The organism is Lelliottia sp. WB101 (assembly GCF_003051885.1).
Classification (GTDB): Bacteria; Pseudomonadota; Gammaproteobacteria; order Enterobacterales; family Enterobacteriaceae; genus Enterobacter; species Enterobacter nimipressuralis.
Genome location: NZ_CP028520.1, coordinates 3,330,532 through 3,356,517, shown reverse-complemented (window position 1 = coordinate 3,356,517; position 25,986 = coordinate 3,330,532). Strand labels below are relative to the sequence as shown.

The 25,986-nt window shown below is 58.5% G+C and carries 23 protein-coding genes; 15 read left to right on the top strand and 8 right to left on the bottom strand.

Features of this window, described 5'->3' with window-relative positions:
- Nucleotides 1-39: 39 nt before the first annotated feature.
- The 3 genes from DAI21_RS16145 to paaZ form a co-directional block, all read right to left on the bottom strand.
- Nucleotides 40-1,149, bottom strand: a complete 1,110-nt coding sequence (locus tag DAI21_RS16145) for a GGDEF domain-containing protein (RefSeq protein WP_234419484.1) — start codon at nt 1,147-1,149, stop codon at nt 40-42.
- Between the two features lie 111 nt (nt 1,150-1,260).
- Nucleotides 1,261-3,534 (bottom strand): primary-amine oxidase, encoded by a 2,274-nt coding sequence (tynA, locus tag DAI21_RS16140; RefSeq protein ID WP_107703622.1) that lies wholly within the window; start codon nt 3,532-3,534, stop codon nt 1,261-1,263.
- Between the two features lie 148 nt (nt 3,535-3,682).
- The gene (gene paaZ / locus DAI21_RS16135; protein WP_107703621.1) at nt 3,683-5,728 is read right to left on the bottom strand and encodes a phenylacetic acid degradation bifunctional protein PaaZ; all 2,046 of its coding nucleotides are present in this window, start codon (nt 5,726-5,728) and stop codon (nt 3,683-3,685) included.
- A gap of 285 nt (nt 5,729-6,013) precedes the next feature.
- On the opposite strand from paaZ, the gene paaA reads away from it, so the two are divergent.
- The 14 genes from paaA to DAI21_RS16065 all read left to right on the top strand — a co-directional run bounded on the left by paaA (nt 6,014) and on the right by DAI21_RS16065 (nt 17,564).
- Nucleotides 6,014-6,943, top strand: a complete 930-nt coding sequence (gene paaA / locus DAI21_RS16130) for a 1,2-phenylacetyl-CoA epoxidase subunit PaaA (protein ID WP_107704275.1) — start codon at nt 6,014-6,016, stop codon at nt 6,941-6,943.
- Nucleotides 6,944-6,955: 12 nt separating this feature from the next.
- Entirely contained in the window at nt 6,956-7,243 is a 288-nt protein-coding gene (paaB, locus tag DAI21_RS16125; RefSeq protein ID WP_100780238.1) for a 1,2-phenylacetyl-CoA epoxidase subunit PaaB, read from the top strand.
- Between the two features lie 8 nt (nt 7,244-7,251).
- Nucleotides 7,252-7,998 (top strand): 1,2-phenylacetyl-CoA epoxidase subunit PaaC, encoded by a 747-nt coding sequence (paaC, locus tag DAI21_RS16120; RefSeq protein ID WP_107704274.1) that lies wholly within the window; start codon nt 7,252-7,254, stop codon nt 7,996-7,998.
- A gap of 12 nt (nt 7,999-8,010) precedes the next feature.
- Entirely contained in the window at nt 8,011-8,508 is a 498-nt protein-coding gene (gene paaD / locus DAI21_RS16115; protein WP_107703620.1) for a 1,2-phenylacetyl-CoA epoxidase subunit PaaD, read from the top strand.
- A 7-nt stretch (nt 8,509-8,515) separates the two neighbouring features.
- Entirely contained in the window at nt 8,516-9,586 is a 1,071-nt protein-coding gene (paaE, locus tag DAI21_RS16110) for a 1,2-phenylacetyl-CoA epoxidase subunit PaaE (RefSeq protein WP_107703619.1), read from the top strand.
- Nucleotides 9,583-10,350, top strand: a complete 768-nt coding sequence (gene paaF, locus DAI21_RS16105; protein ID WP_107703618.1) for a 2,3-dehydroadipyl-CoA hydratase PaaF — start codon at nt 9,583-9,585, stop codon at nt 10,348-10,350. The genes paaE and paaF overlap by 4 nt, the downstream gene beginning before the upstream one ends.
- Entirely contained in the window at nt 10,350-11,138 is a 789-nt protein-coding gene (gene paaG, locus DAI21_RS16100) for a 2-(1,2-epoxy-1,2-dihydrophenyl)acetyl-CoA isomerase PaaG (RefSeq protein ID WP_107703617.1), read from the top strand. Before paaF ends, paaG begins: the two co-directional genes overlap by 1 nt.
- A 1-nt stretch (nt 11,139) precedes the next feature.
- Complete coding sequence (gene paaH / locus DAI21_RS16095) at nt 11,140-12,567, top strand: 3-hydroxyacyl-CoA dehydrogenase PaaH (RefSeq protein ID WP_107703616.1); 1,428 nt, start codon at nt 11,140-11,142, stop codon at nt 12,565-12,567.
- The gene (gene paaI / locus DAI21_RS16090) at nt 12,557-12,979 is read left to right on the top strand and encodes a hydroxyphenylacetyl-CoA thioesterase PaaI (RefSeq protein WP_100780232.1); all 423 of its coding nucleotides are present in this window, start codon (nt 12,557-12,559) and stop codon (nt 12,977-12,979) included. Before paaH ends, paaI begins: the two co-directional genes overlap by 11 nt.
- Nucleotides 12,979-14,184 carry a 3-oxoadipyl-CoA thiolase gene (pcaF, locus tag DAI21_RS16085; protein WP_107703615.1) on the top strand — a complete coding sequence of 402 codons (1,206 nt, stop codon included), beginning with the start codon at nt 12,979-12,981 and terminating at the stop codon, nt 14,182-14,184. Before paaI ends, pcaF begins: the two co-directional genes overlap by 1 nt.
- A gap of 28 nt (nt 14,185-14,212) precedes the next feature.
- Nucleotides 14,213-15,532 (top strand): phenylacetate--CoA ligase PaaK, encoded by a 1,320-nt coding sequence (paaK, locus tag DAI21_RS16080; protein ID WP_100780884.1) that lies wholly within the window; start codon nt 14,213-14,215, stop codon nt 15,530-15,532.
- A gap of 97 nt (nt 15,533-15,629) precedes the next feature.
- Entirely contained in the window at nt 15,630-16,565 is a 936-nt protein-coding gene (paaX, locus tag DAI21_RS16075; RefSeq protein WP_100780230.1) for a phenylacetic acid degradation operon negative regulatory protein PaaX, read from the top strand.
- A gap of 10 nt (nt 16,566-16,575) precedes the next feature.
- Complete coding sequence (gene paaY, locus DAI21_RS16070) at nt 16,576-17,178, top strand: phenylacetic acid degradation protein PaaY (protein ID WP_100780229.1); 603 nt, start codon at nt 16,576-16,578, stop codon at nt 17,176-17,178.
- A 170-nt stretch (nt 17,179-17,348) separates the two neighbouring features.
- Nucleotides 17,349-17,564: a cold shock domain-containing protein gene (locus tag DAI21_RS16065; protein WP_100780228.1), complete on the top strand. Its 216-nt coding sequence runs from the start codon at nt 17,349-17,351 to the stop codon at nt 17,562-17,564.
- A 78-nt stretch (nt 17,565-17,642) separates the two neighbouring features.
- Here DAI21_RS16065 and DAI21_RS23275 read toward each other — a convergent pair whose 3' ends face one another.
- Nucleotides 17,643-17,807: a YnfU family zinc-binding protein gene (locus DAI21_RS23275; RefSeq protein WP_215628781.1), complete on the bottom strand. Its 165-nt coding sequence runs from the start codon at nt 17,805-17,807 to the stop codon at nt 17,643-17,645.
- Nucleotides 17,808-18,035: 228 nt separating this feature from the next.
- Nucleotides 18,036-18,641: an FMN-dependent NADH-azoreductase gene (gene azoR / locus DAI21_RS16060; protein WP_095281956.1), complete on the bottom strand. Its 606-nt coding sequence runs from the start codon at nt 18,639-18,641 to the stop codon at nt 18,036-18,038.
- Between the two features lie 202 nt (nt 18,642-18,843).
- On the opposite strand from azoR, the gene hrpA reads away from it, so the two are divergent.
- Nucleotides 18,844-22,746, top strand: a complete 3,903-nt coding sequence (gene hrpA / locus DAI21_RS16055; RefSeq protein WP_107703614.1) for an ATP-dependent RNA helicase HrpA — start codon at nt 18,844-18,846, stop codon at nt 22,744-22,746.
- Nucleotides 22,747-22,844: 98 nt separating this feature from the next.
- On the opposite strand, the gene DAI21_RS16050 is transcribed toward hrpA, so the two are convergent.
- From DAI21_RS16050 to DAI21_RS16040, 3 genes are read right to left on the bottom strand one after another with little or no spacing between them, the layout of a single operon-like run.
- On the bottom strand, nt 22,845-23,504 hold the full coding sequence (locus DAI21_RS16050; RefSeq protein ID WP_107703613.1) for an O-methyltransferase: 660 nt from the start codon (nt 23,502-23,504) through the stop codon (nt 22,845-22,847).
- Nucleotides 23,505-23,515: 11 nt separating this feature from the next.
- Nucleotides 23,516-24,898, bottom strand: a complete 1,383-nt coding sequence (locus tag DAI21_RS16045) for an efflux transporter outer membrane subunit (protein ID WP_107703612.1) — start codon at nt 24,896-24,898, stop codon at nt 23,516-23,518.
- On the bottom strand, nt 24,895-25,977 hold the full coding sequence (locus tag DAI21_RS16040) for an HlyD family secretion protein (RefSeq protein WP_107703611.1): 1,083 nt from the start codon (nt 25,975-25,977) through the stop codon (nt 24,895-24,897). Before DAI21_RS16040 ends, DAI21_RS16045 begins: the two co-directional genes overlap by 4 nt.
- Between the last annotated feature and the right edge of the window lie 9 nt (nt 25,978-25,986).

Genomic DNA, 25,986 nt, shown 5'->3' with positions numbered 1-25,986 from the left:
TGCCCTTGTCGGGTGGCGGCAACGCTGCCCGACAAATCATCACTGCGACCAACGATTTCGCCCGCCTTCTTTCGCCCGATAGAGCGCCGCATCCGCCTGCGCGACAACGCCGTCTGCGGTCAACCCCGCCGACATTCCGGCGATCCCCATGCTTGCCGTCACATACTCGCTCACCTTCGACGCCTTATGCGCAATCGCGGCCTCGCGCAAATTATCCTGAATGCGTTTCGCAACCTTATCGGCCATTTCCGGTGGGCAATCGAAGAGGATCAGCAAAAACTCTTCGCCACCATAACGTGACACCAGATCGTCCGGCGAGCGAACCGACGCTTTCAGCGCCTGCGCCACCCGCACCAGACACTCATCGCCCGCCTGATGACCGTACGCATCGTTGTAAAGTTTGAAATAGTCGACATCAAGCATAATAAGCGTGAATGATTTTCCCTGACTGACCGCACGCTCCAGCACGTTTTCCATCTCCCGTCGGTTGGCCGTTTCCGTTAGCGGGTCCTGATGCGCCAGCGCGTCGAGTCGGGCAATCAGCAGCTGGTTTTGTTGATTGCGCTGCCAGGCTTCGTCAAACCAGCGCAGCAGGATAAAACGCCCGCAGATCAGGATCAGCGTAAACACCGTCCACATCGCGGCGAAGCGGACAGGCAGGCCATGATTAAGCACGACACTTGCGAGCGGCAGCGTCAACCACAGCGGCAGCACGCAGGCGAGCAATCCCACTGGATAGAAATAGAGCGCGGTAACGGCGGCCAGCAGCAGAATGGTACACAGGGGCCAGGCGTGAGGAAGCTGCCAGTCAACGATAAACCAGTAACAGCAGAGCGCCCACAGCAAGCCGGAGGTAAAGAGCACCAGGCTAATCCCGGCGATATGCCGCCAGCTCATCACCACCAGCGCCGCCGACAGGGCAATGACCCCGAACATTGCGGCATCCACCAGTAACCCGATTTGCTGCCCTGAAATAGGCGCAGGATCGAAACTGGGCACTAGCGTGTTACGTAGCAGAATCATCAGCGCAAAGCTGACGTGCACAAACGCCAGCCACGGCATATTGATTGTCAGACCGCGAGAAACCATCGCCTGGCGGGTTGGCCACGAGGTTAACTCGGGCTGCGGGGTGTGCCTCTTATCTGTCATTTACGCGTCATCGTTGATAAAGGGCGGGAATAGACAAAGCGTGGCACTTTCCGGCGAGAAATCAATGGTATCCCGTTAAAAACAGGCCGGGCATTTGCCCGGCCAGATTTGCTACTTCTCGTCTTTCTTTTTGCCGAGCGAGGGTGTCTCGTCGAAGAAGTTCCACGGTTTGAGCAGGGTATGAACCCACTCGGTCGGCATGATCGGCCACTCCTCGGCGCGCGCCACGTGCGTGGTGCCGGTGGTCATCCACACCACATCGTCCTGATTATCGATGGATTCGTTATCTTTGCTGTACTGCCCCAGACCGCTGTCGTGAATCGAACGGTTCGGGAATTTGCCTTCCGGATAGCGCTCATTCGCATGGTAGCGCGTGACCCACAGCTGCTTATCCATAAAGCTCAGGCGATGGTAGATCCACTCGTCTGGCGCGAATTTCGCGCCGCTCGCGACCGGGTGAGTGCCGCCCGCGTAAGGGATAATCTGGTACGACACCGGGTTGCCCATGCGGTTCTCTTTGCTGGTGTTGCTTAGGAGTCGAATGGTGCCAGGGTCGAACTTCTGCGCCGCCTGCTGCTCCGTATCAATATTGTACTGATTCACCTGCATGGTGCTGGTGCGCGGGCCACCGGCGGTGTTCGGTTTCACTTCCGGGTCCATCGCCACCAGACGGTTATTGGTGCCATCCACGTCCATATCCAGGCGGAAGTTGTAGATGTGCTGGTGGGTAGTTCCGACGATGTTGTGGTCGATCAGGGTGCCATATTTGGTATCGTCTTTGGCGCTCGGGTCATGCATGGTTTTAGCCTGCACACCTTTTACCGCTTCGATACCCGTTGCGCCAGCATCGATGCCGATGGTGCCGTTTTCGTGGAAGATCCAGTCAAAGATATAGTCGTAGTTACCGACGGTACTGATCCAGCGCACCACCAGTTCACGGCGCTCGGTGCTGACGTTCGGTTTGCCCATCTCCTGATGCTTATATTCCGGCCCGGCGTAGCGTTCAAACACGGCAATCGCGCGGGGGATCTCCATCGGCGTGCCGGTGTAATCCGGAATGGTTTCGTTGAGCATCACCGCGTTCGACGGCGCATCTTTGCCGCGCACCAACGGCGAGGTCAGGGTGCCCATGCCGTAATCACCGGAATCGAGATAGGCTTTAAAGTACCAGCCTACGTCCGGGTCGCCATAAGGAACAATCATTCCGCCGAGCGAACCCTGATACATCACCTGGCGTTTTTTGCCGTTGTCGTTATAGGTCACAGTCGAGATGACAGGCCCGACGCGGGAGTCGAGACTCAGGTGGAAGTCCCAGTTCTGCCAGTGGATCATATCGCCCGTAATGGTGTAGTTCTTGCCCTCTGGCTCGACGATCTCCAGCGGTTTTTTGACGGTGGCGATACGGTCACGACCATCATACGGACGCGGATTCATCGGCACCGGCACCACCGGGCCTTCTTCAATTTTAAGGATTTTTTTCTGCTCGAGATCGACCACCGCCACCAGGTTTTCAATCGGGTGCGCCCAGTAGTTACCGTCGCCGGTGTCGAGATAGCTGACCACTTTTAGCAGGCGCTCTTCCTGTTTCAGACCGTCTTTCCCGTCAAAATAGCCGACGGTCAGCGGGGTACCGATCACTTTCTGCGGATCGTCCACGCCGTGTTTTTTCAGCGCTTGCGCATATTCCGGGCTGCTCATGATGATCTGCTGTACGGCGGTGAAATCATCCAGCAGCACCATGCCGTGGGCGTCGTTGACCGGCGTCCAGCTCAGGACTTTTTTGTCCTTCAGATCAACCACGCTCTCAATGACGTGTTTACCATCCAGCATGGTGACATTCGCCTGACGCGGAGCATCGACAGCCGTGCCGTTCAGGACAAAATCCCACACTTTGGCTTTGTCGGGTTCGGCCAGCGCAATCTGGGTGAAGCGGGTATTAGGTTTGAACTCCGCCGCAGTTTTCACGATCTCGACGGCCTGTTTAATTTCGTCTGCGGTCAGTGCGTTGAGCGGATGCGGGCGTTTTTCCACCTGGAAGGTCTGATCAAGTCCCGACTGGAAAACATCGTTGATGAAGGTGTCGGAGATGAACGCCTTGTTGTCTTTCATCACCACCGGCACCTGCAGTTTAAGCGGTTTGCCGTTGACGATGGCGGTATTCGCGCCCGGTTTGACCTTCACAAAGGCACCGTCTTTGGCAATGGTAAACATCTGGGCGTAATCGTCCCATTGCACATCGGCGCCAAAATCGGCGAGGGTTTTATCCATCGGAACCATATGCGCTTCGCCGCCATGGGCGAACACGGGAGATTGCCAGGCGCATAACAACGCGACAGCCACGGCCAGTGCCGTCTTACGGGCAGAAAAAGAAGAAGGGCTTCCCATCGTTGACCTCATCATTATTGTGTTATTGGTGTTGTGCAGCGTTATCCTGACAGGCGCGGGCGCAAAGTGTTTGCCTGCACCTGCCAGGTTATTTGTCACTCTTGCCAAATTAAAAACCGGGAAGGGGCCTTCCCGGTAAAAAGACACATCAGTCGGTGAAATCGCCCTGCTGGCGAGCCACGAGGGTCAGAATGGAGTAAAGCGCGACAGGCTGCTGGTGCTGGTTAAAGACCTCGACGGCCCACTCCACCACGCCGGTTGGTTTTTCGTCTGCGGTGCGCTGTTTCTTCAGGGTTTTGCGCTTACAGGTCAGACGCACCTGAATGGTATCGCCTGGTTTGACCGGCTCGATAAAGCGCAGATTTTCCATGCCGTAGTTGGCGATGACCGGCCCGACGCCCGCATCAACGAACAGACCCGCCGCCGCAGAAATCACAAAGTAACCGTGTACCACGCGCTCGCCGAAGATAGACTCCGCCGCGCCAATTTTGTCCATGTGGGCGTAGAAATGATCGCCGCTCAGACAGGCAAAATTGACGATGTCCGTTTCGGTCAGGGTGCGGCGCGGAGTCAGCAGGCTGTCACCCGGCTGCAGCTCTTCGAAGTATTTGCGGAACGGGTGTACGCGATCTTCCTGCACCTGCGCACCGCGCACCCACTGCTGGCTGACGGCGGCGAGCATCGACGGGCTGCCCTGAATGGCAGTGCGCTGCAGATAGTGCTTCACCGCACGCAGCCCGCCCAGCTCTTCACCGCCGCCCGCGCGCCCCGGCCCGCCGTGAACCAACTGCGGCAGCGGAGAGCCGTGGCCGGTAGACTCTTTCGCTGACTCGTTGTTAAGGATCTGGATACGCCCATGCGCCCGCGCCGCGCCGGAAATAAACTGGCGGGCGATATTCGCATTCGCCGTTACCAGCGTTCCGGCAAGGCTGCCTTCACCGGCGCGGGCCAGAGTCATGGCGTGGTCTGCGTCGCGATACGGCATCAGTGTGGCGACCGGACCAAAGGCTTCCGTCGCGTGAACGGCAGGGGACTCGTCAGGCTGCGGACAGAAGAGCAGCGTCGGCGGGAAGAATGCGCCCGCAGCGTGTAGATCGGCTTTGCCGCCGAGACGGATCTGGCAGCCCGCAGACACCAACAGATCGACTTTTTCTTGCACATCGGCACGCTGTTCGGCGTTGACCAGCGCCCCCATTTTGACCCCTTCCTGCGCCGGGTCACCAACCACCACTTTTTCGAGACGGGCGATCAGCGCCTGACTGACCGCTTCAGTCTGCCCTTGCGGAACAATGATGCGGCGAATGGCGGTACATTTTTGCCCGGCTTTGGCGGTCATCTCACGCACCACTTCGCGGATAAACAGCGCAAATTCCGGCTGCTCCGGCGTCACGTCTTCCCCCAGCACGCAGCAGTTCAGCGAGTCCGCTTCCATGGTGAACGGAATGGATTTGCCGACGATATTCGGGTGCACACGCAGCATCTGGCCGGTGGTGGCGGAGCCGGTAAACGTCACTACGTCCTGGAAATCGAGATGATCCAGCAGATCGCCCGCACCGCCGCAGATCAGGCTAATCGCTCCCTCCGGGACCAGGCCGCTGTCGACGATGGATTTGACCATCGCCTGGGTGACCTGCGCGGTAGCGGTAGCCGGTTTAATGATCGCGGGCATCCCGGCAAGCCAGGTCGGCGCCAGTTTTTCCAGCATCCCCCAGCAGGGGAAGTTGAAGGCGTTGATATGCACCGCCACACCGGATTTGGACGTCAGCACATGGCGCGCGGCAAAACCGCCTTCCTTCGACAGGGGGATCAGCTCGTCTTCTGGCCACAGGGTGTCATCGGGCAGTTCACGGCTGCCGAGGCTGGCGTAGGTGAACATCGTGCCGATGCCGCCTTCGATATCCACCCAGCTGTCCGCGCGGGTCGCGCCGGTCTCTGCCGACAGGGAATAAAAATGATCTTTCTCGCTCAGCAAATGTTTGGCGACCGCTTTCAGCATCGCCGCGCGTTCGATAAAGGTCATCGCGCGAAGTGATTCACCGCCGCGTTCGATGGCAAAGCGACGCGCTGCGGCCATATCCAGACCTTCGCTGGTCACACTCCACAGGGCTTCGCCGCTGATGGCGTGATGAATGTTGCGCTCACGGCCCCGGCCAGACTGCCAGGTGCCGGACAAGAAGCTGGCTAACTGCTGCATCTCTCTTCTCCAAATGTTACGTAATTTCACTATAGATAGTTTGATTATGAATCATAAAAAGCAAGTGATGTTTTAATGATTTGTTAACAATGTGATCTTGCTGGATGAATCTTCAGGCGAACAGCGCCCGCCATAAGCGGCTTGCTGTAAAAGCCTTGCGAGCGACATCACAAAATAGACAAACACTCCTTGGGGTTATATTTAACCTTTGTGTAACTTTTAAGAAACGAAGTGATTCATCATTAAGCGATGATTGACGATTTAACGAATCATAAAGGTGACGACGTGACGGAAGAACAACGCTTTGAACAGCGCATCGCACAGGAGACAGCCATCGAGACGCAAGACTGGATGCCGGACGCCTACCGCAAAACCCTGATCCGCCAGATTGGTCAGCATGCGCACTCCGAAATTGTCGGCATGCTGCCGGAAGGAAACTGGATCACCCGCGCACCGACACTGCGCCGCAAAGCGATTCTGCTGGCGAAAGTGCAGGATGAGGCGGGGCACGGGCTGTATCTCTACAGCGCGGCGGAGACCCTGGGCTGTGCGCGGGAAGACATCTACCAGAAGATGCTCGACGGCAAGATGAAATACTCCTCGATCTTCAACTACCCAACCCTGAGCTGGGCCGACATCGGCGTGATTGGCTGGCTGGTCGATGGCGCGGCCATCGTTAACCAGGTGGCCCTGTGCCGCACCTCTTACGGGCCGTATGCCCGCGCAATGGTGAAAATTTGTAAAGAAGAGAGCTTCCACCAGCGCCAGGGGTTTGAAGCCTGTATGGCACTTGCGCAGGGCAGCGAATCTCAGCGCCAGATGCTGCAGGACGCCATCAACCGTTTCTGGTGGCCCGCACTGATGATGTTCGGACCGAACGACGACAACTCCCCCAACAGCGCCCGCAGCCTGGCCTGGAAAATCAAACGCTTCGGCAATGACGAACTGCGACAGCGCTTTGTCGACAACACTGTCGCGCAGGTCGAGATGCTGGGCATGACCGTGCCGGATGCGGATCTGCACTTCGATGAAGCGAGCGGCCACTACCGCTTTGGTGAAATCGACTGGCATGAATTTGAAGAAGTGATTAACGGACGCGGCATCTGCAACCACGAGCGCCTCGCCGCGAAACGTAAAGCCTGGGAAGAGGGGGCGTGGGTGCGCGAAGCCGCACTGGCGCACGCAGAAAAACAACACGCCCGCACCGCCGCGTAAGAGGAATTAACCATGAGCAATGTCTACTGGCCGTTATATGAAGTGTTTGTTCGCAGCAAACAGGGGTTATCCCACCGTCACGTTGGCAGCCTGCACGCCGCCGATGACCGCATGGCGCTGGAAAATGCGCGCGATGCCTACACCCGTCGCAGCGAAGGCTGTTCGATCTGGGTGGTGAAAGCCAGCGAAATCGTCGCCTCGCAGCCGGAAGAGCGCGGAGAATTTTTCGACCCCGCAGAGAGCAAGGTCTACCGTCATCCGACCTTTTACACCCTCCCTGATGGCATCGAGCACATGTGAGGATGGATATGAAAGCAACAACGCAATATGCCCTGCGCCTGGGTGATAACTGTCTGGTCCTGTCGCAGCGTCTCGGCGCGTGGTGCGGCCATGCGCCAGAGCTGGAGATCGATCTGGCGCTGGCCAATATTGGCCTGGATTTACTCGGACAGGCGCGCAATTTCTTAACCTACGCCGCCGAACTGGAAGGACAGGGCGACGAAGACACGCTGGCCTTTGGCCGCGATGAGCGCCAGTTCAGCAATCTGCTGCTGGTGGAGCAGCCGAACGGTAACTTCGCCGACACCCTGGTGCGTCAGTATTTCATCGACGCCTGGCACGTGGCGCTCTTTACCCGTCTGACCCAAAGCCGCGACGCGCAGCTGGCCGCGATTGCCGCGAAAGCGATCAAAGAGGCGCGCTACCACCTGCGCTTTAGCCGCGGCTGGCTGGAGCGTCTGGGCAACGGCACGGAGGTGTCGGCGCAAAAAATGCAGCAGGCGATCGATTCCCTGTGGCGCTTTACCGCCGAACTGTTCGAAGCCGATGCGCTGGAAGAGCAGCTTATTGCCGAGGGGATCGCCGTCGACCCGCGCGAACTCCGCGCCGAGTGGGAAGCGGAAGTGTTTGTCGGTTTCCAGCAGGCCAGCCTGAACATTCCGGAAGAGGCGGCGTATCGCACCGGCGGCAAAAAAGGGCTGCACACCGAACATCTGGGACCGATGCTGGCGGAGATGCAGTATCTCCAGCGCATGTATCCCGGTCAGCAGTGGTAAGAGGAGGTCGCTATGCAACGTCTCGCTGAGATCGCCCCGGCGGAAATCCCGCAAATCTGGTCGCTGTTAAGCCAGATCCCGGACCCGGAAGTGCCGGTGCTCACCATCACCGACTTAGGCATGGTGCGCAGCGTCTGCGCACAGGCGGGCGGCTGGGTGATTGGCTTTACGCCAACCTATTCGGGCTGTCCGGCGACGGAGCATCTGCTCGGCGCCATTCGCGAGACGATGACCGCCCACGGTTTTACGCCAGTGCATATCGTCCTGCAGCTTGACCCGGCCTGGACAACCGACTGGATGACCGACGACGCCCGCGCGCGACTGCGTGAATACGGCATCAGCCCGCCGGTAGGCCACAGCTGCCATGCGCATGCCCCTGCCGAGGTGGCCTGCCCGCGCTGCGCGAGCACCGACACGTCGGTTATCAGTGAATTTGGTTCCACGGCCTGTAAAGCGCTCTATCGCTGTAACGCCTGCCGTGAACCTTTCGACTATTTCAAATGTATCTGAGGTTGCCATGACAACGTTTCATTCCTTAACGGTGGCAAAAGTGGAACCCGAAACCCGCGATGCGGTGACCATTACTTTCGCGATCCCACAGACTTTGCAGGACGCCTACCGTTTCCGCCCCGGCCAGCATTTGACACTCAAAGCGCAGCTGGCAGGCGAAGAGCTACGCCGCTGCTACTCCATTTGTCGCAGCGTGACGCCGGGCGAAATCAGCGTGGCGGTGAAAGCCATCGACGGCGGGCGTTTTTCTCGTTATGCCCGCGATGAGATCAAACAGGGCATGGCGCTGGAGGTGATGGTCCCTCAGGGCCACTTTGGCTATCAGCCGCAGGCGGAACGCGCCGGGCGCTATCTGGCGATTGCCGCCGGTTCAGGGATCACGCCGATGCTGGCGATTATCTCCAGCACCCTGCGGGTCGAGCCGCAGAGCCATTTCACTCTGATTTACGGCAACCGCAGCAGCCAGAGCATGATGTTTCGCCAGGCGCTGGCGGATCTGAAAGACACCTGGCCGCAGCGCCTGCAGCTGGTGAATATTTTCAGTCAGGAGACCCTCGACAGTGAACTGCTCCACGGGCGTATCGACGGCGAAAAACTCCAGCAGCTGGGAAAAACGCTGATCGATTTCAGCCTGTTCGACGAAGCCTTTATCTGCGGCCCCTCGGCGATGATGGACGACGCCGAGCTGGCGCTGAAAGCGCTGGGGATGCCGGAGAAAACCATTCACCTTGAGCGCTTTAATACGCCGGGGAGCGCTGTGAAACGCGCGACGACGATTCAGGCGCAGGGGCAGAAAGTGACTGTTCGTCAGGATGGCCGCGACCGCGAAATCACGCTCACCGCTGACGACGAAAGCATTCTCGATGCGGCCCTGCGTCAGGGCGCGGATCTGCCGTACGCCTGCAAGGGTGGCGTCTGCGCCACCTGCAAATGCAAAGTGCTGCGCGGAAAAGTCGATATGGCGACCAACTACAGCCTGGAGCCGGACGAACTGGCGGCGGGATATGTCTTGAGCTGCCAGGCGCTGCCGCTGACCGCCGACGTGGTGGTCGATTTTGACGCGAAGGGGATGGCATGAGCGAATTGATTGTCACCCGTCATGGCCGCGTGCTGCAGCTGACGCTGAACCGTCCGGCGGCGCTCAACGCCCTCAACAACGCGCTGCTTTCACAACTTGCAGAAGAGCTGGAAGCCGCTGCGGTTGATGGCGAGATCTCCGCCTGTGTCATTTATGGCAACGAGCGCTGCTTTGCCGCCGGGGCCGACCTCAACGAGATGGCGGAGAAAGATCTGCCTGCCACGCTGAACGACGTTCGCCCGCAGCTCTGGGCGCGCATTAACGCTTTTAACAAACCGCTGATTGCCGCCGTAAACGGTTTTGCGCTCGGCGCAGGCTGCGAATTGGCACTGCTGTGTGACGTGGTGATCGCCGGGGATAACGCTCGTTTTGGTCTGCCGGAAATCACGCTCGGCATTATGCCGGGCGCGGGCGGCACCCAGCGCCTGATTCGCAGTGTCGGCAAATCCCTCGCCAGCAAAATGGTGCTGACGGGCGAAAGTATTAGCGCGCAGCAGGCGCAGTCGGCGGGGCTGGTGAGCGACGTATTCCCGACGGCGCTAGTGCTGGAATATGCCCTGAAGCAGGCCGCACTGATGGCGCGTCATTCTCCGCTGGCGTTGCAGGCTGCGAAACAGGCGCTGCGCCAGTCGCAGGAAGTGCCGCTACAGGCCGGTCTGGCTCAGGAGCGTCAGCTGTTTACGCTGCTGTCTGCCACGGAAGACCGCCGGGAAGGCATCGCCGCTTTCTTACAAAAACGCACCCCCGACTTTAAAGGACGCTAATTGTGGAATTTATTCTGAGTCATGTTGAGCAGGGCGTGATGACCATTACGCTGAACCGCCCGGAGCGTCTGAACAGCTTTAACGATGTCATGCATCAGCAGCTTTCCGAGTGCCTGAAGCAGGCCGAGCGGGACGACACTATCCGCTGCCTGTTGATTACCGGTGCCGGACGCGGTTTTTGCGCCGGGCAGGATCTGAATGACCGCAACGTTGACCCGAACGGCCCCGCGCCGGATCTCGGCTACTCCGTGGAAACCTTCTACAACCCGCTGGTACGCCGCCTGGCAAAACTGCCGAAACCGGTGATTGCGGCGGTGAACGGTGTGGCGGCAGGTGCAGGCGCAACGCTGGCGCTGGGCTGTGACATGGTAATCGCCGCGCGTTCCGTGAATTTCATGATGGCGTTTAGCAAGCTCGGGCTGGTGCCGGATTGCGGTGGCACCTGGCTGCTGCCGCGCGTCGCCGGACGTGCGCGGGCCATGGGTCTGGCGCTGCTGGGCGATAAGCTGAGCGCAGAGCAGGCGCACGCCTGGGGGATGATCTGGCAGGTGGTTGACGATGAAGAACTCTCATCCACCGCGCAGAAACTGGCGATCCATTTTGCCTCTCAGCCGACCTTTGGTCTGGGGCTGATCAAACAGGCGATGAACGCCGCCGAAACCAACACCCTGGACGAACAGCTCGATCTGGAGCGTGATTATCAGCGACTGGCCGGGCGCAGCGACGACTATCGCGAAGGCGTGAGCGCGTTCCTCGCCAAGCGCCCGCCGAATTTCACGGGGAAATAAGATGACGATGAGAATTCACACCGTCGCCGTGATCGGCAGCGGCACCATGGGGGCCGGGATCGCCGAAGTGGCCGCCAGCAACGGACATCAGGTACTGGTGTACGACATCGCTTCAGACGCCGTGGTTCGCGCCATCGAGGGCATCCGCACGCGGCTGGAATCCCGCGTCGCACGCGGAAAGCTCTCCTCCGAGGCCAGCGAAAAAATCGTCGCGCGTCTGCTCCCCGTTAACGATATCCAGGCGCTTGCCGCCGCCGATCTGGTGATTGAAGCGGCCTCCGAGCGCCTTGAGGTGAAAAAAGCGCTGTTCAAACAGCTGGGCGATATCTGCCCGCCGCAGACGCTGCTTACCAGTAACACCTCGTCCATTTCGATCACCGCGGTGGCTGCCGAGGTGCGCCATCCGGAACGCGTCGCCGGGCTGCATTTCTTTAACCCGGCGCCGGTGATGAAGCTGGTGGAAGTGGTAAGCGGGCTGGGGACGTCAACCGAAGTGGCGGATCTGCTGTGCGAGCTGGCACTGAACTGGGGCAAACAGCCTGTGCGCTGCCAGTCCACGCCTGGATTTATCGTCAACCGCGTGGCGCGCCCGTTCTACTCCGAAGCCTGGCGCGCGCTGGAAGAGAATGTCGCCCCGGCGCAGGACATCGACGCCGCGCTGCGCGAAGGCGGCGGTTTCCCGATGGGGCCGCTGGAGCTGACGGATTTGATCGGGCAGGACGTGAACTTTGCCGTGACCTGCTCGGTGTTTAACGCTTTCTGGCAGGAGCGCCGTTTTCTGCCGTCGCTGGTTCAGCAGGAGCTGGTGCTTGGCGGACGTTTCGGCAAGAAAACCGGGCAGGGGGTTTACGACTGGCACAGCGAGCGGCCAGCCGCCCAGTGGCTGGAACAGGTCGGCGCGACTTTTAGCCCGACGACGATCGCTAAAAGAAGTGACGGTGTCACGGAAATCGACGAAGTGCTGCTGGTGGAGACCACCGGCGAAACCGCACAAAGCCTCGCCCTGCGCCTTAATTCACCGGTGGTGGTGGTCGATCGGATGGACGGCGACGCCGTGGTGATTGCCGCAGCCGTCAGTAATCCGCACTCCGCCACGCAAAAAGCGATTTATCACCTGCAACAGCAGGGAAAACGCGTTCTGCAGAGTGCGGATTATCCCGGTCTGCTGATCTGGCGCACCGTGGCGATGATCATCAACGAAGCGCTGGATGCCCTGCAGAAAGGGGTGGCCAGCGAGCAGGATATCGACACCGCTATGCGCCTCGGCGTGAACTATTCCGTCGGGCCTATTGCCTGGGGGGAACGTCTGGGCTGGCAGCGCCTGCTGATTCTGCTGGAAAACCTGCAACGCCACTACGGCGAAGAACGTTATCGCCCCTGTTCACTGCTGCGCCAGCGTGCGCTTCTGGAGAGTAGCTATGAGTCATAACGCCTGGCACAACGCCCGCGCCATGTATGAAAACGATGCCTGCGCCCAGGCGCTTGGGATCGACATTATCGAGATGGATGAGGGCTACGCGGTGCTGACCATGACCATCACGCCGCAGATGCTCAACGGTCACAAAACCTGCCACGGTGGCCAGCTGTTCTCGCTGGCGGATACGGCGTTCGCCTACGCCTGCAACAGCCAGGGGCTGGCGGCGGTGGCCTCGGCCTGCTCCATTGATTTTCTGCGCCCTGGGTTTGCCGGAGACAAGCTGACCGCCAGCGCCCGCGTGAAACATCAGGGCAAACTGACCGGCGTGTACGACATCGAAATTACTAACCAACAACAAAAAACAGTCGCCCTGTTCCGCGGTAAATCGCACCGCATTGGCGGCAGTGTGACAGGAGAAGCCTGATGCGTGATGCATTTATCTGTGATGGTGTTCGTACCCCGGTGGGGCGTTATGGCGGTGCGTTGTCCGGCGTGCGTGCAGACGATCTGGCGGCCGTCCCGCTGCGCGCGCTGCTGGCGCGTTATCCGCAACTGGATGCAGAACGAATTGACGATGTGATTTTCGGCTGCGCAAACCAGGCCGGGGAAGATAACCGCAACGTGGCGCGCATGGCCGCGCTGCTGGCGGGCTTTCCGCAGACGGTGTCGGGCACAACCATCAACCGTCTGTGCGGTTCCGGACTGGACGCCGTGGGGTTTGCGGCACGCGCAATTAAAGCGGGCGATGCGGATCTGCTGATCGCCGGTGGCGTTGAGTCCATGTCCCGTGCGCCGTTTGTGATGGGCAAAGCCACCACGCCTTTCCAGCGTCAGGCGGAGATGTATGACACCACCATTGGCTGGCGATTTGTGAATCCGCTCATGCATCAGCAATTCGGAACTGACAGCATGCCCGAAACGGCAGAGAATGTAGCTGAATTGTTAAATATTAGCCGCGCCGATCAGGACGCGTTTGCACTGCGCAGCCAACAGCGTACCGCGCAGGCCCAGCAGAACGGCATTCTGGCGCAGGAGATCGTGCCGGTGAGCGTGGCGGGCAAAAAGGGCGTTATCACCGAAGTGCGGGTGGATGAACATCCCCGCGCCGACACCACCTTAGCGCAGCTTTCCGCCCTCAAAACCCCGTTTCGTAAAAACGGCGTCGTGACGGCCGGGAACGCATCGGGGGTGAACGACGGTGCGGCAGCGCTGATTATTGCCAGCCGTGAGATGGCGCAGCAGCAGGGGTTAACCCCGCGTGCGCGCATCGTGGCGATGGCCAGTGCCGGCGTCGAACCGCGACTGATGGGACTTGGCCCGGTTCCGGCCACACGCAAAGTGCTGGAGCGCGCGGGTCTGAGCATTAACGATATGGATGTGATTGAGCTGAACGAAGCGTTTGCATCGCAGGCTCTGGGCGTGCTGCGCCAGCTGGGGTTAGCGGATGATGCCGCGCACGTAAACCCGAACGGCGGCGCGATTGCCCTGGGCCATCCGCTGGGGATGAGCGGCGCACGACTGGTGCTGGCGGCCAGTAATGAATTGCATCGACGCAACGGGCGCTACGCGCTTTGTACGATGTGCATCGGTGTGGGCCAGGGCATTGCCCTGATCCTGGAGCGTGTTTGAGCAAAACTACCTGCGAGTACCCTACAAAATGACAACGACAACAACACAACTTGATGCCATTGAAACAGCCTCGGTGGACGAATTACAGGCGCTGCAAACTGAACGCCTGAAGTGGACGCTGAAGCATGCTTATAACAATGTACCCATGTACAAACGCAAATTCGACGCTGCGGGCGTGCATCCTGACGATTTCAAAGAGCTGTCCGATCTCAATAAATTCCCCTGCACGACCAAGCAGGATCTGCGGGATAACTACCCGTTCGATACCTTCGCGGTGCCGATGGAGCAGGTGGTGCGCATTCACGCCTCATCCGGCACCACCGGTAAACCAACGGTGGTGGGCTATACCCAAAACGATATCGACAACTGGGCCAATATCGTGGCCCGTTCCCTGCGCGCGGCTGGTGGCACCGCGAAAGACAAAATTCACGTGGCCTATGGCTACGGTTTATTTACCGGCGGGCTGGGTGCGCACTACGGCGCTGAACGGTTAGGCGCGACGGTGATCCCGATGTCCGGCGGGCAGACGGAGAAACAGGCGCAGCTGATCCGCGATTTCCAGCCGGATATGATCATGGTCACGCCGTCCTACTGCCTGAACCTGATTGAAGAGCTGGAGCGCCAGATGGGCGGCGACGCCAGCCAATGCTCCCTGCGCGTCGGCGTGTTTGGCGCAGAGCCATGGACGATGGCGATGCGCCATGAAATTGAGCGACGTCTGGGGATTACCGCGCTGGATATTTACGGCCTGTCAGAGGTGATGGGCCCGGGCGTGGCGATGGAGTGCATCGACACTGCCGACGGCCCGACCATCTGGGAAGATCATTTCTATCCGGAGATCGTCAACCCGAACGACGGCACACCTCTGGCCGACGGCGAGCAGGGCGAACTGCTGTTCACCACTCTGACCAAAGAGGCGCTGCCGGTGATCCGCTATCGCACCCGCGACCTGACGCGACTGCTGCCGGGGACGGCGCGCACCATGCGCCGCATGGATCGTATCAGCGGGCGCAGCGATGACATGCTGATTATTCGCGGGGTAAATGTCTTCCCGTCACAGCTGGAGGAGGAGATCGTCAAGTTTGAGCATCTGTCGCCGCACTACCAGCTGGAAGTGAACCGTCGCGGGCATCTTGATTCACTTTCGGTAAAAGTCGAGCTGAAAGAGAGCAGCCTGGTGCTGAGCCACGAGCAGCGCTGCCAGGTGTGTCATCAGCTGCGTCATCGCATTAAATCGATGGTCGGGATCTCCACGGACGTGACGATTGTCAACTGCGGCAGTATCCCGCGCTCCGAAGGCAAAGCCTGCCGGGTGTTTGATCTGCGCAAGGTGGCGGCTAACGGTTAACTCTCCGCCCGGCCTATAAACTATCGTAGGCCGGGCAAACGCAGCGCTGCGCGGTATCTGTATGCTATGATTCATCCAGGACAAAAATCACAACAGAATGAATCAGATGAGTAAACTCGATACTTTTATTCAGCACGCCGTCAGCTCTGTGCCCATCAGCGGAACGTCGCTGATTTCATCCTTATATGGCGATTCGCTCTCGCACCGTGGCGGTGAAATCTGGCTCGGGAGCCTGGCTGCGCTGCTGGAAGGGATGGGATTTGGCGAGCGCTTTGTGCGTACCGCGCTGTTTCGCCTGAATAAAGAGGGCTGGCTGGATGTCTCCCGAATTGGCAGGCGCAGTTTTTATCGTCTGAGCGATAAGGGGCTGCGGTTAACCCGTCGCGCAGAGAACAAAATTTACCGCGCTGAACTACCGGCGTGGGACGGAAAATGGCTGTTATTGCTCTCGGAAGGGCTGGATAAAAATACCCTCGCCGATGTGAAAAAACAGCTCATCTGGCAGGGGTTCGGAACGCTGGCCTCCAGCCTGATGGCCTCACCGTCGCAGAAAATGGCCGATGTGCAATCCCTGCTGCATGAAGCGGGCGTGGCCGAAAACGTGATCTGTTTTGAAGCGCACTCTCCGCTGGCGTTGTCGCGTGCAGCGCTGCGCTCCCGCGTGGAAGAGTGCTGGCAGCTCACGGAACAAAACGTGATGTACGAAACCTTTATCGACTCGTTCCGGCCTTTACTCCCTCTGCTGAAAGAGGCGAGAGCCGATGAGCTGACGCCGGAGCGCTGTTTCCAGATCCAGCTGTTGTTGATCCATTTTTATCGCCGCGTGGTGCTGAAAGATCCGCTGCTGCCGGAGGAGCTACTCCCCGCGCACTGGGCCGGGCAAACTGCCCGCCAGCTGTGCATTAACATCTACCAGCGCGTGGCACCGGGTGCCCTGGCGTTTGTCAGTGAAAAAGGGGAAACCTCGGTCGGGGAGCTGCCGGTACCGGGGGCGCTCTATTTCCAGCGCTTTGGCGGCCTGAATATTCCATAACGGAGGAAGAATGCCTGTATATCAAATAGATGGTCTTACACCTGTCGTGCCTGATGAGAGCTACGTTCATCCTACCGCCGTGCTGATTGGCGATGTCATTTTAGGCAAAGGCGTCTACGTCGGGCCGAATGCCAGCCTGCGCGGCGACTTTGGCCGGATTGTGGTAAAAGACGGTGCAAACATTCAGGATAACTGTGTGATGCACGGCTTCCCTGAGCAAGATACGGTGGTGGAAGAGCACGGGCATATCGGTCACAGCGCCATTTTGCACGGCTGCGTGATCCGTAAAAATGCGCTGGTCGGCATGAACGCGGTGGTGATGGACGGCGCGGTGATCGGCGAAAACAGCATCGTCGGCGCGGCGGCGTTTGTGAAAGCCAAAGCCGAAATGCCCGCCAACTATTTGATTATCGGCAGCCCGGCAAAAGCCATTCGTCAGCTGAGCGATCAGGAGCTCGAATGGAAAAAGCAGGGGACGCGCGAATATCAGGTGCTGGTCGAGCGCTGCAAAATGACCCTGCATCAGGTAGAACCGCTGCGGGAAGTGGAGCCGGGCAGAACGCGTCTGGTCTTTGATGAAAACCTGCGCCCCAAATCCTCGCAAACGAAATAAAATTTGTCTGTTTATGTCAGGGCAAAATTATTTTCGTCGGCCTTTTCAGGGGTAACGGTGATGCACGGTTAAAATAAACATTGCTTATTATGCCCTGCCGTGCATTAATGCCCAGCGTTTACGATTTAAACAAATTTGCCAGCCGAAAGGCCAGAATAAAGGAGCCTTATATGTCTGCAAAAATTATTGGTTTAGTAAAGTGGTTTAACGAAGATAAAGGCTTTGGCTTTATTTCTCCGGTAGACGGCAGCAAAGATGTTTCTGTCAATTTATCTGCGTTGCAGGGCGATAATTTCAACACACTGTTTGAAGGTCAGAAAGTGGAATTTGTGATGGGCGCTGGCGCGAAAGGCCCGGCTGCCGCTAACGTGGTTCTGCGCGACTAACCTGTTTTGATCTCTGCGAGTCTGCAACCACGATGACGGCGAAAGCCTCAGTAGTCAGAATCGCAGAGGATCAACAAATCAGACTTTTTGGTTGGATTTGAACATTGTGCTGCAGTAAGGGCAAACGAGCAGTGACCCTTTTTGAACGCGCGTATAGCTGTGTTCAGAGTCTTTAGTGCAGTTTGGGCAAGGGCATTTAATCAGAAAGTTACGGCGGGCTTTTCCATCTTTGCGATCGGACATAGGCATTTCCTGTGTAATTGGCCTGCTACCATACACGTATCATCCTCAAATAGCTCGCATTCATTTCTGCTGTAAAAAATTATCTTCTCTTCGCATCCAAATCCTGCCGAAAATATTTCAGAATAATTCCGTATTATTATTTGCGGGCGCGTCATGGCGTGGTGGAAATAGGGTGCGGATAAAGCGAGAGGAAAAACCCTCCCACCAGGCGGTGAGAGGGGGAAAATCTTATGCAGCGACCAGGCTGTCGATAGCGGATTTCGCGTCGGTCTGTGCTTTGGTTGCCACTTCTGGCCCGTAAGCGATGCCTTCAGCGAAGACAAAGTTCACGTCGGTGATACCGATGAAGCCCAGGAACAGGGTCAGGTACGGTGCAACCAGGTCAGTTGGGGTATCTTTGTGGATACCGCCACGGCTGGAGAGTACGATTGCGCGTTTGCCTTTCACCAGACCTTCCGGACCGTTTTCGGTGTAACGGAAGGTTACGCCAGCACGCGCCACCAGATCGAAGTAGTTTTTCAGCTGCGTCGGGATGTTGAAGTTGTACATCGGGGCGTTGATCACGATCACGTCGTGCGCCTGCAGCTCGGCAATCAGCTCGTCAGACAGCGCCAGCGCTTCCTGCTGACGTGGGGTCAGTGGGGCATCGCTCGGACGCAGCGCGCCAACCAGCTCACCATCCAGTACCGGAATCGGGTTTGCAGCCAGATCGCGAACGGTGATTTCGTCAGCGCTGTGCTGTTCACGCCACTGTTCAACGAAATAATCAGACAGCTGACCAGACTGAGAGTACCCTGCCAGAATACTGGATTTGAGAACTAATACTTTGCTCATGGGTGATTCCTTAAATTGTATTGGATTGGGGGTTTCCCCGTTGCTTGCTGACACTTTATTCACAATCCTGTCGCAGAGATAGCGCAATATATCGAAGTCTATGTTCGATTTTTTTGAATAAGGCAGTCAAAGCGGCGGTGTGGTACTCTATAGCAATCATTCAAGTGAGATTTAGCCTGGCAGAGCACTGCCCCCTAACACTATGACAGAACAACTAAAATTAACCTTCCCGATGCTGATGCAACAGCTTGATACGCTGATGCTGCGAGATAAGCAGCGCTTTGCGCGTCGCCTGCACGGCGTTAAAAAGGTTAAAAATCCTGATGCACAACAGGCCATTTACCAGGAGATGGCGAAAGAGATTGAACAGGCAGCAGGGAAAGTCGTGCTGCGCGAAGCGGCGCGACCATCGATTGAATACCCGGAAAACCTGCCTGTCAGTCAGAAAAAACAGGAAATTCTTGAAGCCGTGCGCGATCACCAGGTGGTGATTGTCGCCGGGGAGACTGGCTCCGGCAAAACCACTCAGCTGCCAAAAATCTGTATGGAGCTGGGCCGTGGGATCAAGGGCCTGATCGGTCATACCCAGCCGCGTCGTCTGGCGGCGCGCACGGTGGCGAACCGCATCGCCGAAGAGCTGCAAACCGAGCCGGGTGGCTGCATCGGGTACAAGGTGCGCTTCAGCGATCACGTCAGTGACAACACCATGGTCAAACTGATGACCGACGGTATTCTGCTGGCTGAAATCCAGCAGGACCGGCTGTTGATGCAGTACGACACCATCATTATCGATGAAGCCCACGAGCGCAGTCTGAATATTGATTTCCTGCTCGGGTATCTGCGCGAGCTGCTGCCGCGCCGCCCGGACCTGAAAATCATCATTACCTCCGCGACGATCGATCCGGAGCGCTTCTCGCGCCACTTCAACAACGCGCCAATCATTGAAGTCTCTGGCCGCACCTATCCGGTGGAAGTGCGCTATCGCCCGATCGTGGAAGAGGCGGACGACACGGATCGCGACCAGCTGCAGGCCATTTTTGATGCCGTTGATGAGCTGGGCCGCGAAAGCCCCGGCGATATTCTGATCTTTATGAGCGGTGAACGCGAAATCCGCGACACTGCCGATGCGCTGAGCAAGCGCGATCTGCGCCACACGGAGATCCTTCCGCTGTATGCCCGCCTGTCTAACAGCGAGCAGAACCGCGTGTTTCAGGCCCACAGCGGCCGCCGGATTGTGCTGGCGACCAACGTTGCTGAAACCTCACTCACCGTGCCGGGCATTAAGTATGTGATCGATCCGGGTACGGCGCGCATCAGCCGCTACAGCTATCGCACCAAGGTGCAGCGCCTGCCGATTGAGCCGGTTTCACAGGCGTCGGCGAATCAGCGTAAAGGCCGCTGCGGACGTGTGTCGGAAGGGATCTGTATTCGCCTCTATTCCGAAGACGATTTCCTGTCGCGCCCGGAATTTACCGATCCCGAAATTCTGCGAACCAACCTTGCGTCCGTCATCCTGCAAATGACCGCCCTCGGGCTTGGCGATATCGCGGCGTTCCCGTTTGTCGAAGCGCCGGATAAACGCAATATTCAGGACGGCGTGCGCCTGCTCGAAGAGCTGGGGGCGATCACCACCGACGAACAGGCGAACGCCTATAAGCTGACGCCGCTGGGCCGCCAGCTCAGCCAACTGCCGGTGGACCCGCGTCTGGCGCGCATGGTGCTCGAAGCGCAGAAACATGGCTGCGTGCGCGAGGCGATGATCATTACCTCGGCGCTGTCGATTCAGGACCCGCGCGAGCGGCCAATGGACAAAAAACAGGCGTCCGATGAAAAGCATCAGCGTTTCCACGATAAAGAGTCTGATTTCCTCGCTTTTGTGAATCTGTGGAATTATCTCGGTGAGCAGCAAAAAGCGCTGTCGTCGAACCAGTTCCGCCGCCAGTGTAAGGTCGAGTATCTGAACTACCTGCGCGTACGCGAATGGCAGGATATCTACACCCAGCTGCGGCAGGTGGTGAAAGAGCTGGGCATTCCGGTGAACAGTGAGCCGGCGGAGTATCGCGAGATTCACATGGCGCTGCTGACCGGGCTGCTGTCGCACATCGGCATGAAAGATGCCGATAAGCAGGAATATACCGGCGCGCGCAACGCTCGCTTTTCGATTTTCCCAGGTTCCGGTTTGTTCAAGAAACCGCCGAAATGGACTATCGTGGCGGAGTTGGTCGAAACCAGCCGTCTGTGGGGACGCATTGCGGCGCGTATCGATCCTGAGTGGGTCGAACCTGTCGCGCAGCACCTGCTGAAACGCTCGTACAGTGAACCGCACTGGGAGCGCGCGCAGGGCGCGGTAATGGCGACGGAAAAAGTGACTGTTTACGGCCTGCCGGTCGTGGCGGCGCGTAAGGTGAACTACAGCCTGATCGATCCGGCGCTCTCCCGCGAGCTGTTTATCCGCCATGCGCTGGTGGAAGGCGACTGGCAGACTCGCCACGTCTTCTTCCGCGAAAACCTCAAGCTGCGCGCCGAAGTGGAAGAGCTGGAGCACAAATCTCGTCGTCGCGACATCCTCGTGGACGACGAAGCGCTGTTTGAGTTCTACGACCAGCGCATCAGCCATGACGTGGTGTCTGCGCGTCACTTCGACAGCTGGTGGAAAAAGGCCAGCAAAGAGTCGCCGGACCTGCTCAACTTTGAAAAGAGCATGCTGATTAAAGAGGGCGCGGAGCAAGTCAGCAAGCTGGACTATCCGAACTTCTGGCATCAGGGCAACCTCAAGCTGCGTCTGACCTACCAGTTTGAACCGGGGGCAGACGCCGACGGCGTGACGGTGCACATTCCGCTGCCGCTGCTGAATCAGGTGGATGAGAGTGGCTTTGAGTGGCAAATCCCCGGCCTGCGCCGCGAACTGGTGATTGCGCTGATCAAATCCTTGCCGAAACCGGTGCGCCGTAATTTTGTTCCGGCCCCGAACTACGCGGAAGCTTTTTTAGGCCGCGTCACGCCGCTGGAATTGCCGCTGCTGGATGCGCTTGAGAAAGAGCTTAGACGCATGACAGGTGTGACCATTGACCGCGAATCCTGGCACTGGGATCAGGTACCCGATCACCTGAAAATCACCTTCCGGGTGGTGGATGATAAAAACAAAAAGCTCAACGAAGGCCGTTCGCTGACGGAGTTGAAAGAGGCGCTGAAAGGCAAAGTGCAGGAGACGCTCTCGGCGGTCGCCGATGACGGTATCGAGCAAAGCGGGCTGCATATCTGGAGTTTTGGCAATCTGCCGAATCACTACGAGCAGAAGCGCGGCAACTACAGAGTGAAGGCGTGGCCTGCGCTGGTGGATGAGCGTGACAGCGTGGCGATCAAGCTGTTTGATAACCCGCTGGAACAACAGCAGGCCATGTGGCGCGGTCTGCGCCGCCTTCTGCTGCTGAACATTCCGTCGCCGATCAAATATCTGCATGAAAAACTGCCGAACAAAGCCAAGCTCGGACTGTACTTCAACCCGTACGGCAAGGTGCTGGATCTGATCGACGACTGCATCTCCTGTGGGGTCGATAAGCTGATAGACGAGGCGGGCGGTCCGGTCTGGACGGAAGAGGGCTTTGCGGCCCTGCACGACAAAGTGCGCGCCGGGCTGAACGACACCGTGGTGACCATCGCCAAACAGGTCGAGCAGATCCTGACGGCGGTGTTTAATATCAACAAACGCCTGAAAGGGCGCGTGGATATGACCATGGCGCTGGCGCTGTCGGACGTGAAAGCGCAGATGGGCGGGCTGGTGTATCGCGGGTTTGTCACCGGCAACGGTTTCAAGCGCCTCGGCGACACCCTGCGTTATCTGAATGCGATTGAAAAACGCCTTGAGAAGCTGGCCGTCGATCCGCATCGCGATCGTGCGCAAATGCTGAAAGTGGAGAGTGTTCAGCAGGCATGGCAGCAGTGGTTAAACAAACTGCCGCCGGCGCGTCGTGAGGACGAGGATGTGCGGGAGATCCGCTGGATGATCGAGGAGCTGCGCGTAAGTTTCTTCGCGCAGCAGCTCGGCACGCCGTATCCGATCTCCGATAAGCGTATTTTGCAGGCGATGGAGCAGATTACGGCGTAGTTTGCAGGCCGGGTTAGGCGTCGCCGCCACCCGGCGGGTCGTAAGACGTGTGTGTTTTTCGCCCGGTGGCGCAATGCTTACCGGGCGCTAAACACGGTTCAGCTATTCACCATTGCCAGGGTAAATCCATCCCAACCCTTTACCCCCACGGTTTGCAGCGCGGTGGCCGTGAGGCGAGAGTTTTCCCCGATCATATCGATAAAACGCCGTACGCCCTGTACGCGCTCATCCTCGCTTTGCTCATTGATCACCTCGCCGTCACGCACCACGTTATCCCCGATGATCACGGTGCCAGGGCGGGAGTAGCGCAGCGCCCACTCCAGATAGCCCGGATTATTCGGCTTATCGGCATCGATGAAGATCAGGTCAAAAGGAGGGATGTCGCCGAAACCTTCCAGCGATTGCAATCCAGGTCCCTCGATAAGCTCAATCTGCGCCTGCAACCCGGTAAGGCGGATATTCTGCCTGGCGGTTTCGGCATGCACAGGATCGGCCTCAAGGGTAATAATTTTGCCGCCAGGCTGTAACGCGCGCGCCATCCAGATCGTACTGTAAGCGCCCAGAGTGCCGATCTCCAGGATGCGCTTTGCCTGCGTCATCTGGACAAATAAAGCCAGTAATTGCCCCTGATTTGCCGCGACGTCATGCTCCGGCAGTCCGGCTCGTTTGTTATTTTCCAGCACGCTTTGCAGCACGGTATCCTGGGGAATAAGAGAAGAAATCATATAGTTATCTACTGCAGACCACGTTTGTTGCATAGACTGACCCCTTAGTTTTTCTCAGACCACCCGCCGCCCAGCGCCTTATACAAATCAATCTGCGCCAGCAGCAGGTTATTTTTCACCTGTACCACATTCGTTTGCACCGAGAACAGCGTTCGCTGGGCGTCCAGTACGTCCAGATAGGAGGAGTAGCCGTTGCGATAACGGTTTTGCGCGATGCGCAGCGTCTCCTGGGCCACATCCTGCTGCGCCATTAACTCCGTCAACTGCTCCTGATAGCGCGTGATGGCATCCAGACTGTCGTTCACTTCACGGAACGCATTGCGCACGGTCTTTTCATAGCCGTACAGCGCCTGATTACGCTGGGACTGAGAGATATCCACCTGCGCGTTCAGCGCCTGGCGGTTCAGCAGCGGTGCCAGAATGCTGCCGCCGAGACTCCAGAGCTGCAGCGGGTTGTCGAGCAAACCGGGCAGCGTGCGATCCTGTATCGATCCTGTGGCGGTGAGGTTGATCGACGGCAGCAGGCTGGCGCGTGAGGCGGCGAGCGTGGCATCGGCGGCGATCAACTGGCGTTCCGCCTGCACAATGTCAGGGCGGCGATTGAGTAGCGTCGACGGCAGCTGCGACGGCAATGGCAACGGCGTGAGCGTGCTGAAACTGTCGCTGCGCGCCACTGCACCGGGATTCGCACCCAGAAGCTGGCTGAGCGCGTTTTCCTGCATGGCGATCTGATGCTGGAGCAGCGGCATCTGCGCGCGCGTCGAACGCAGCTCGGAATCCGACTGCATAAGCTCCAGGCGCGAGCTGTAGCCTGTTTCGAACTGGCGTTTGGCCAGCGCCAGCGCATCTTCCCGTGATTTCACGGTGGACTGAGTGACGCGCAACTGCTCATCAAGAGAAAGCAGGGTGACATAGCCCGAGGCCACCGACGAGGCGACCGTCAGATCCGCCGCGGCAGCCGCCGCTTTTTGCGCTTCCAGCGTCGCTTCGGCGGCATTCGCGGTGCTGCGATTGACGCCCCAGATATCCACATCGTAGCTAGCAGTGAGACTTCCCTTATACAAAGTGCTGTAGACAGGCAGGCCGGTCGCAGCCGACTGGGCACGGGCGCGGGTGCCGCTCACACCCGCATCCAGGGAGGGGAACAGGCTGCTGTCGGCGGCATAGACCTGCGCCTGATACTCGTTGATCCGCTCGCGGGCGATCAGCACGTCGCTGTTATTTTGCAGCGCCTGATCCACGTAGCGATTGAGATGATTATCGTGAAAATTGCGCCACCACAGCTGCTCCGCTGGGCTGGTAGGGCCACGGCTTTCGCGCCACTCGGCGGGGATGTGCAGCGTGCTTTTGGCCGGCGCGACATCCACCGACTGACAGCCTGCCAGCCACAGCGCACCCAGCATGCAGACGACGGGACGAAGCGTCATTGTTTCGCCTCCCGCGTGTCGATGTTAACCTGAACGGACATGCCGGGGCGCAGCAGGGCGGACTCTTCGGGCTTGCCGAGCACTTCGATGCGCACCGGGATACGCTGGGCAATTTTCACAAAGTTACCCGTGGCGTTATCCGGCGTGATGGCGCTGAACTCGACGCCGGTCGCTGGAGAGATACTTTGCACGCGGCCCTGATAGCGTTTGCCGTTCAGGGCGTCGACGGTAAAGGTGACGGGCTGTCCGACGCGCAGATCCGCCAGCTGCGTCTCTTTAATATTGGCGATCACCCAGTGCTGCGGCGGCACCAGGGTAGTGAGATGGGTTCCGGCGGTGACGTAGGCGCCGAGTCGCACGGCAATTTGCCCGAGCTGACCGTCGCGCGGGGCGACAATCCGCGTGTTCTGCAAATCAATTTGCGCCAGTTCCAGCGCGGCTTTTGCGCTCTCGACGTCGGCCTCCAGCGAGCCGCGATTGACGATGACCGTCTGCAGGTCCTGACGCGACATCTCAAGCGTCGCGTTGGCCTGCTCAATATCGGCGCTGCCCTGAGCAGCGCTGGCGAGCGCCGCATCGCGTTCGCGAATCGACAGGGAGCCGTCGGCGGTCAGATCTTTAACGCGCTTTAAATCCGCCTGCGTTTTCACACTCTGGGCGCGCGCGTTTTTTAGCGCCGCATCGTTACGAGCAATCACCGCTTCGGCGCTTTTGCGCTGTTGCAGATTATTGTTCAGCGCTGCCATTTTCATTGCCAGCTGCGCCTGCGCCTGATGTACGCGCTGGCGATAGATGCGGTCATCAATTTGCAGCAGCAGATCGCCTTTTTTGACCTGCACGAAATCCTGCACCTTTACCTCGGTGATATAGCCGTTAACCTGCGGGCTGATAAAGGTGGTCTGCCCGCGCACATAGGCGTTATCCGTGAACTGACTGTGGCGGGTAAAGGGCGGCAGTTGCCAGGCGTAGAGGATCACCAGCACCCCGACAATCCCTATCGCCGCTGCGGTAAAAATGGAAACAATGCGCAAATTATTGCGGGTAGTGGCCTGCTCTTTGGCGGCATCCTGCTGACTCATAATCTCTCC

Excerpts from the sequence above, each read along its gene's own strand:
- DAI21_RS16145 (WP_234419484.1), bottom strand. The coding sequence starts at position 1,149 with ATGACAGATAAGAGGCACACCCCGCAGCCCGAGTTAACCTCGTGGCCA.
- tynA (WP_107703622.1), bottom strand. The coding sequence starts at position 3,534 with ATGGGAAGCCCTTCTTCTTTTTCTGCCCGTAAGACGGCACTGGCCGTG.
- paaZ (WP_107703621.1), bottom strand. The coding sequence starts at position 5,728 with ATGCAGCAGTTAGCCAGCTTCTTGTCCGGCACCTGGCAGTCTGGCCGG.
- paaB (WP_100780238.1), top strand. The coding sequence starts at position 6,956 with ATGAGCAATGTCTACTGGCCGTTATATGAAGTGTTTGTTCGCAGCAAA.
- paaC (WP_107704274.1), top strand. The coding sequence starts at position 7,252 with ATGAAAGCAACAACGCAATATGCCCTGCGCCTGGGTGATAACTGTCTG.
- paaD (WP_107703620.1), top strand. The coding sequence starts at position 8,011 with ATGCAACGTCTCGCTGAGATCGCCCCGGCGGAAATCCCGCAAATCTGG.
- paaE (WP_107703619.1), top strand. The coding sequence starts at position 8,516 with ATGACAACGTTTCATTCCTTAACGGTGGCAAAAGTGGAACCCGAAACC.
- paaF (WP_107703618.1), top strand. The coding sequence starts at position 9,583 with ATGAGCGAATTGATTGTCACCCGTCATGGCCGCGTGCTGCAGCTGACG.
- paaH (WP_107703616.1), top strand. The coding sequence starts at position 11,140 with ATGACGATGAGAATTCACACCGTCGCCGTGATCGGCAGCGGCACCATG.
- paaI (WP_100780232.1), top strand. The coding sequence starts at position 12,557 with ATGAGTCATAACGCCTGGCACAACGCCCGCGCCATGTATGAAAACGAT.
- pcaF (WP_107703615.1), top strand. The coding sequence starts at position 12,979 with ATGCGTGATGCATTTATCTGTGATGGTGTTCGTACCCCGGTGGGGCGT.
- paaK (WP_100780884.1), top strand. The coding sequence starts at position 14,213 with ATGACAACGACAACAACACAACTTGATGCCATTGAAACAGCCTCGGTG.
- paaX (WP_100780230.1), top strand. The coding sequence starts at position 15,630 with ATGAATCAGATGAGTAAACTCGATACTTTTATTCAGCACGCCGTCAGC.
- paaY (WP_100780229.1), top strand. The coding sequence starts at position 16,576 with ATGCCTGTATATCAAATAGATGGTCTTACACCTGTCGTGCCTGATGAG.
- DAI21_RS16065 (WP_100780228.1), top strand. The coding sequence starts at position 17,349 with ATGTCTGCAAAAATTATTGGTTTAGTAAAGTGGTTTAACGAAGATAAA.
- DAI21_RS23275 (WP_215628781.1), bottom strand. The coding sequence starts at position 17,807 with ATGTCCGATCGCAAAGATGGAAAAGCCCGCCGTAACTTTCTGATTAAA.
- azoR (WP_095281956.1), bottom strand. The coding sequence starts at position 18,641 with ATGAGCAAAGTATTAGTTCTCAAATCCAGTATTCTGGCAGGGTACTCT.
- hrpA (WP_107703614.1), top strand. The coding sequence starts at position 18,844 with ATGACAGAACAACTAAAATTAACCTTCCCGATGCTGATGCAACAGCTT.
- DAI21_RS16050 (WP_107703613.1), bottom strand. The coding sequence starts at position 23,504 with ATGCAACAAACGTGGTCTGCAGTAGATAACTATATGATTTCTTCTCTT.
- DAI21_RS16045 (WP_107703612.1), bottom strand. The coding sequence starts at position 24,898 with ATGACGCTTCGTCCCGTCGTCTGCATGCTGGGTGCGCTGTGGCTGGCA.
- DAI21_RS16040 (WP_107703611.1), bottom strand. The coding sequence starts at position 25,977 with ATGAGTCAGCAGGATGCCGCCAAAGAGCAGGCCACTACCCGCAATAAT.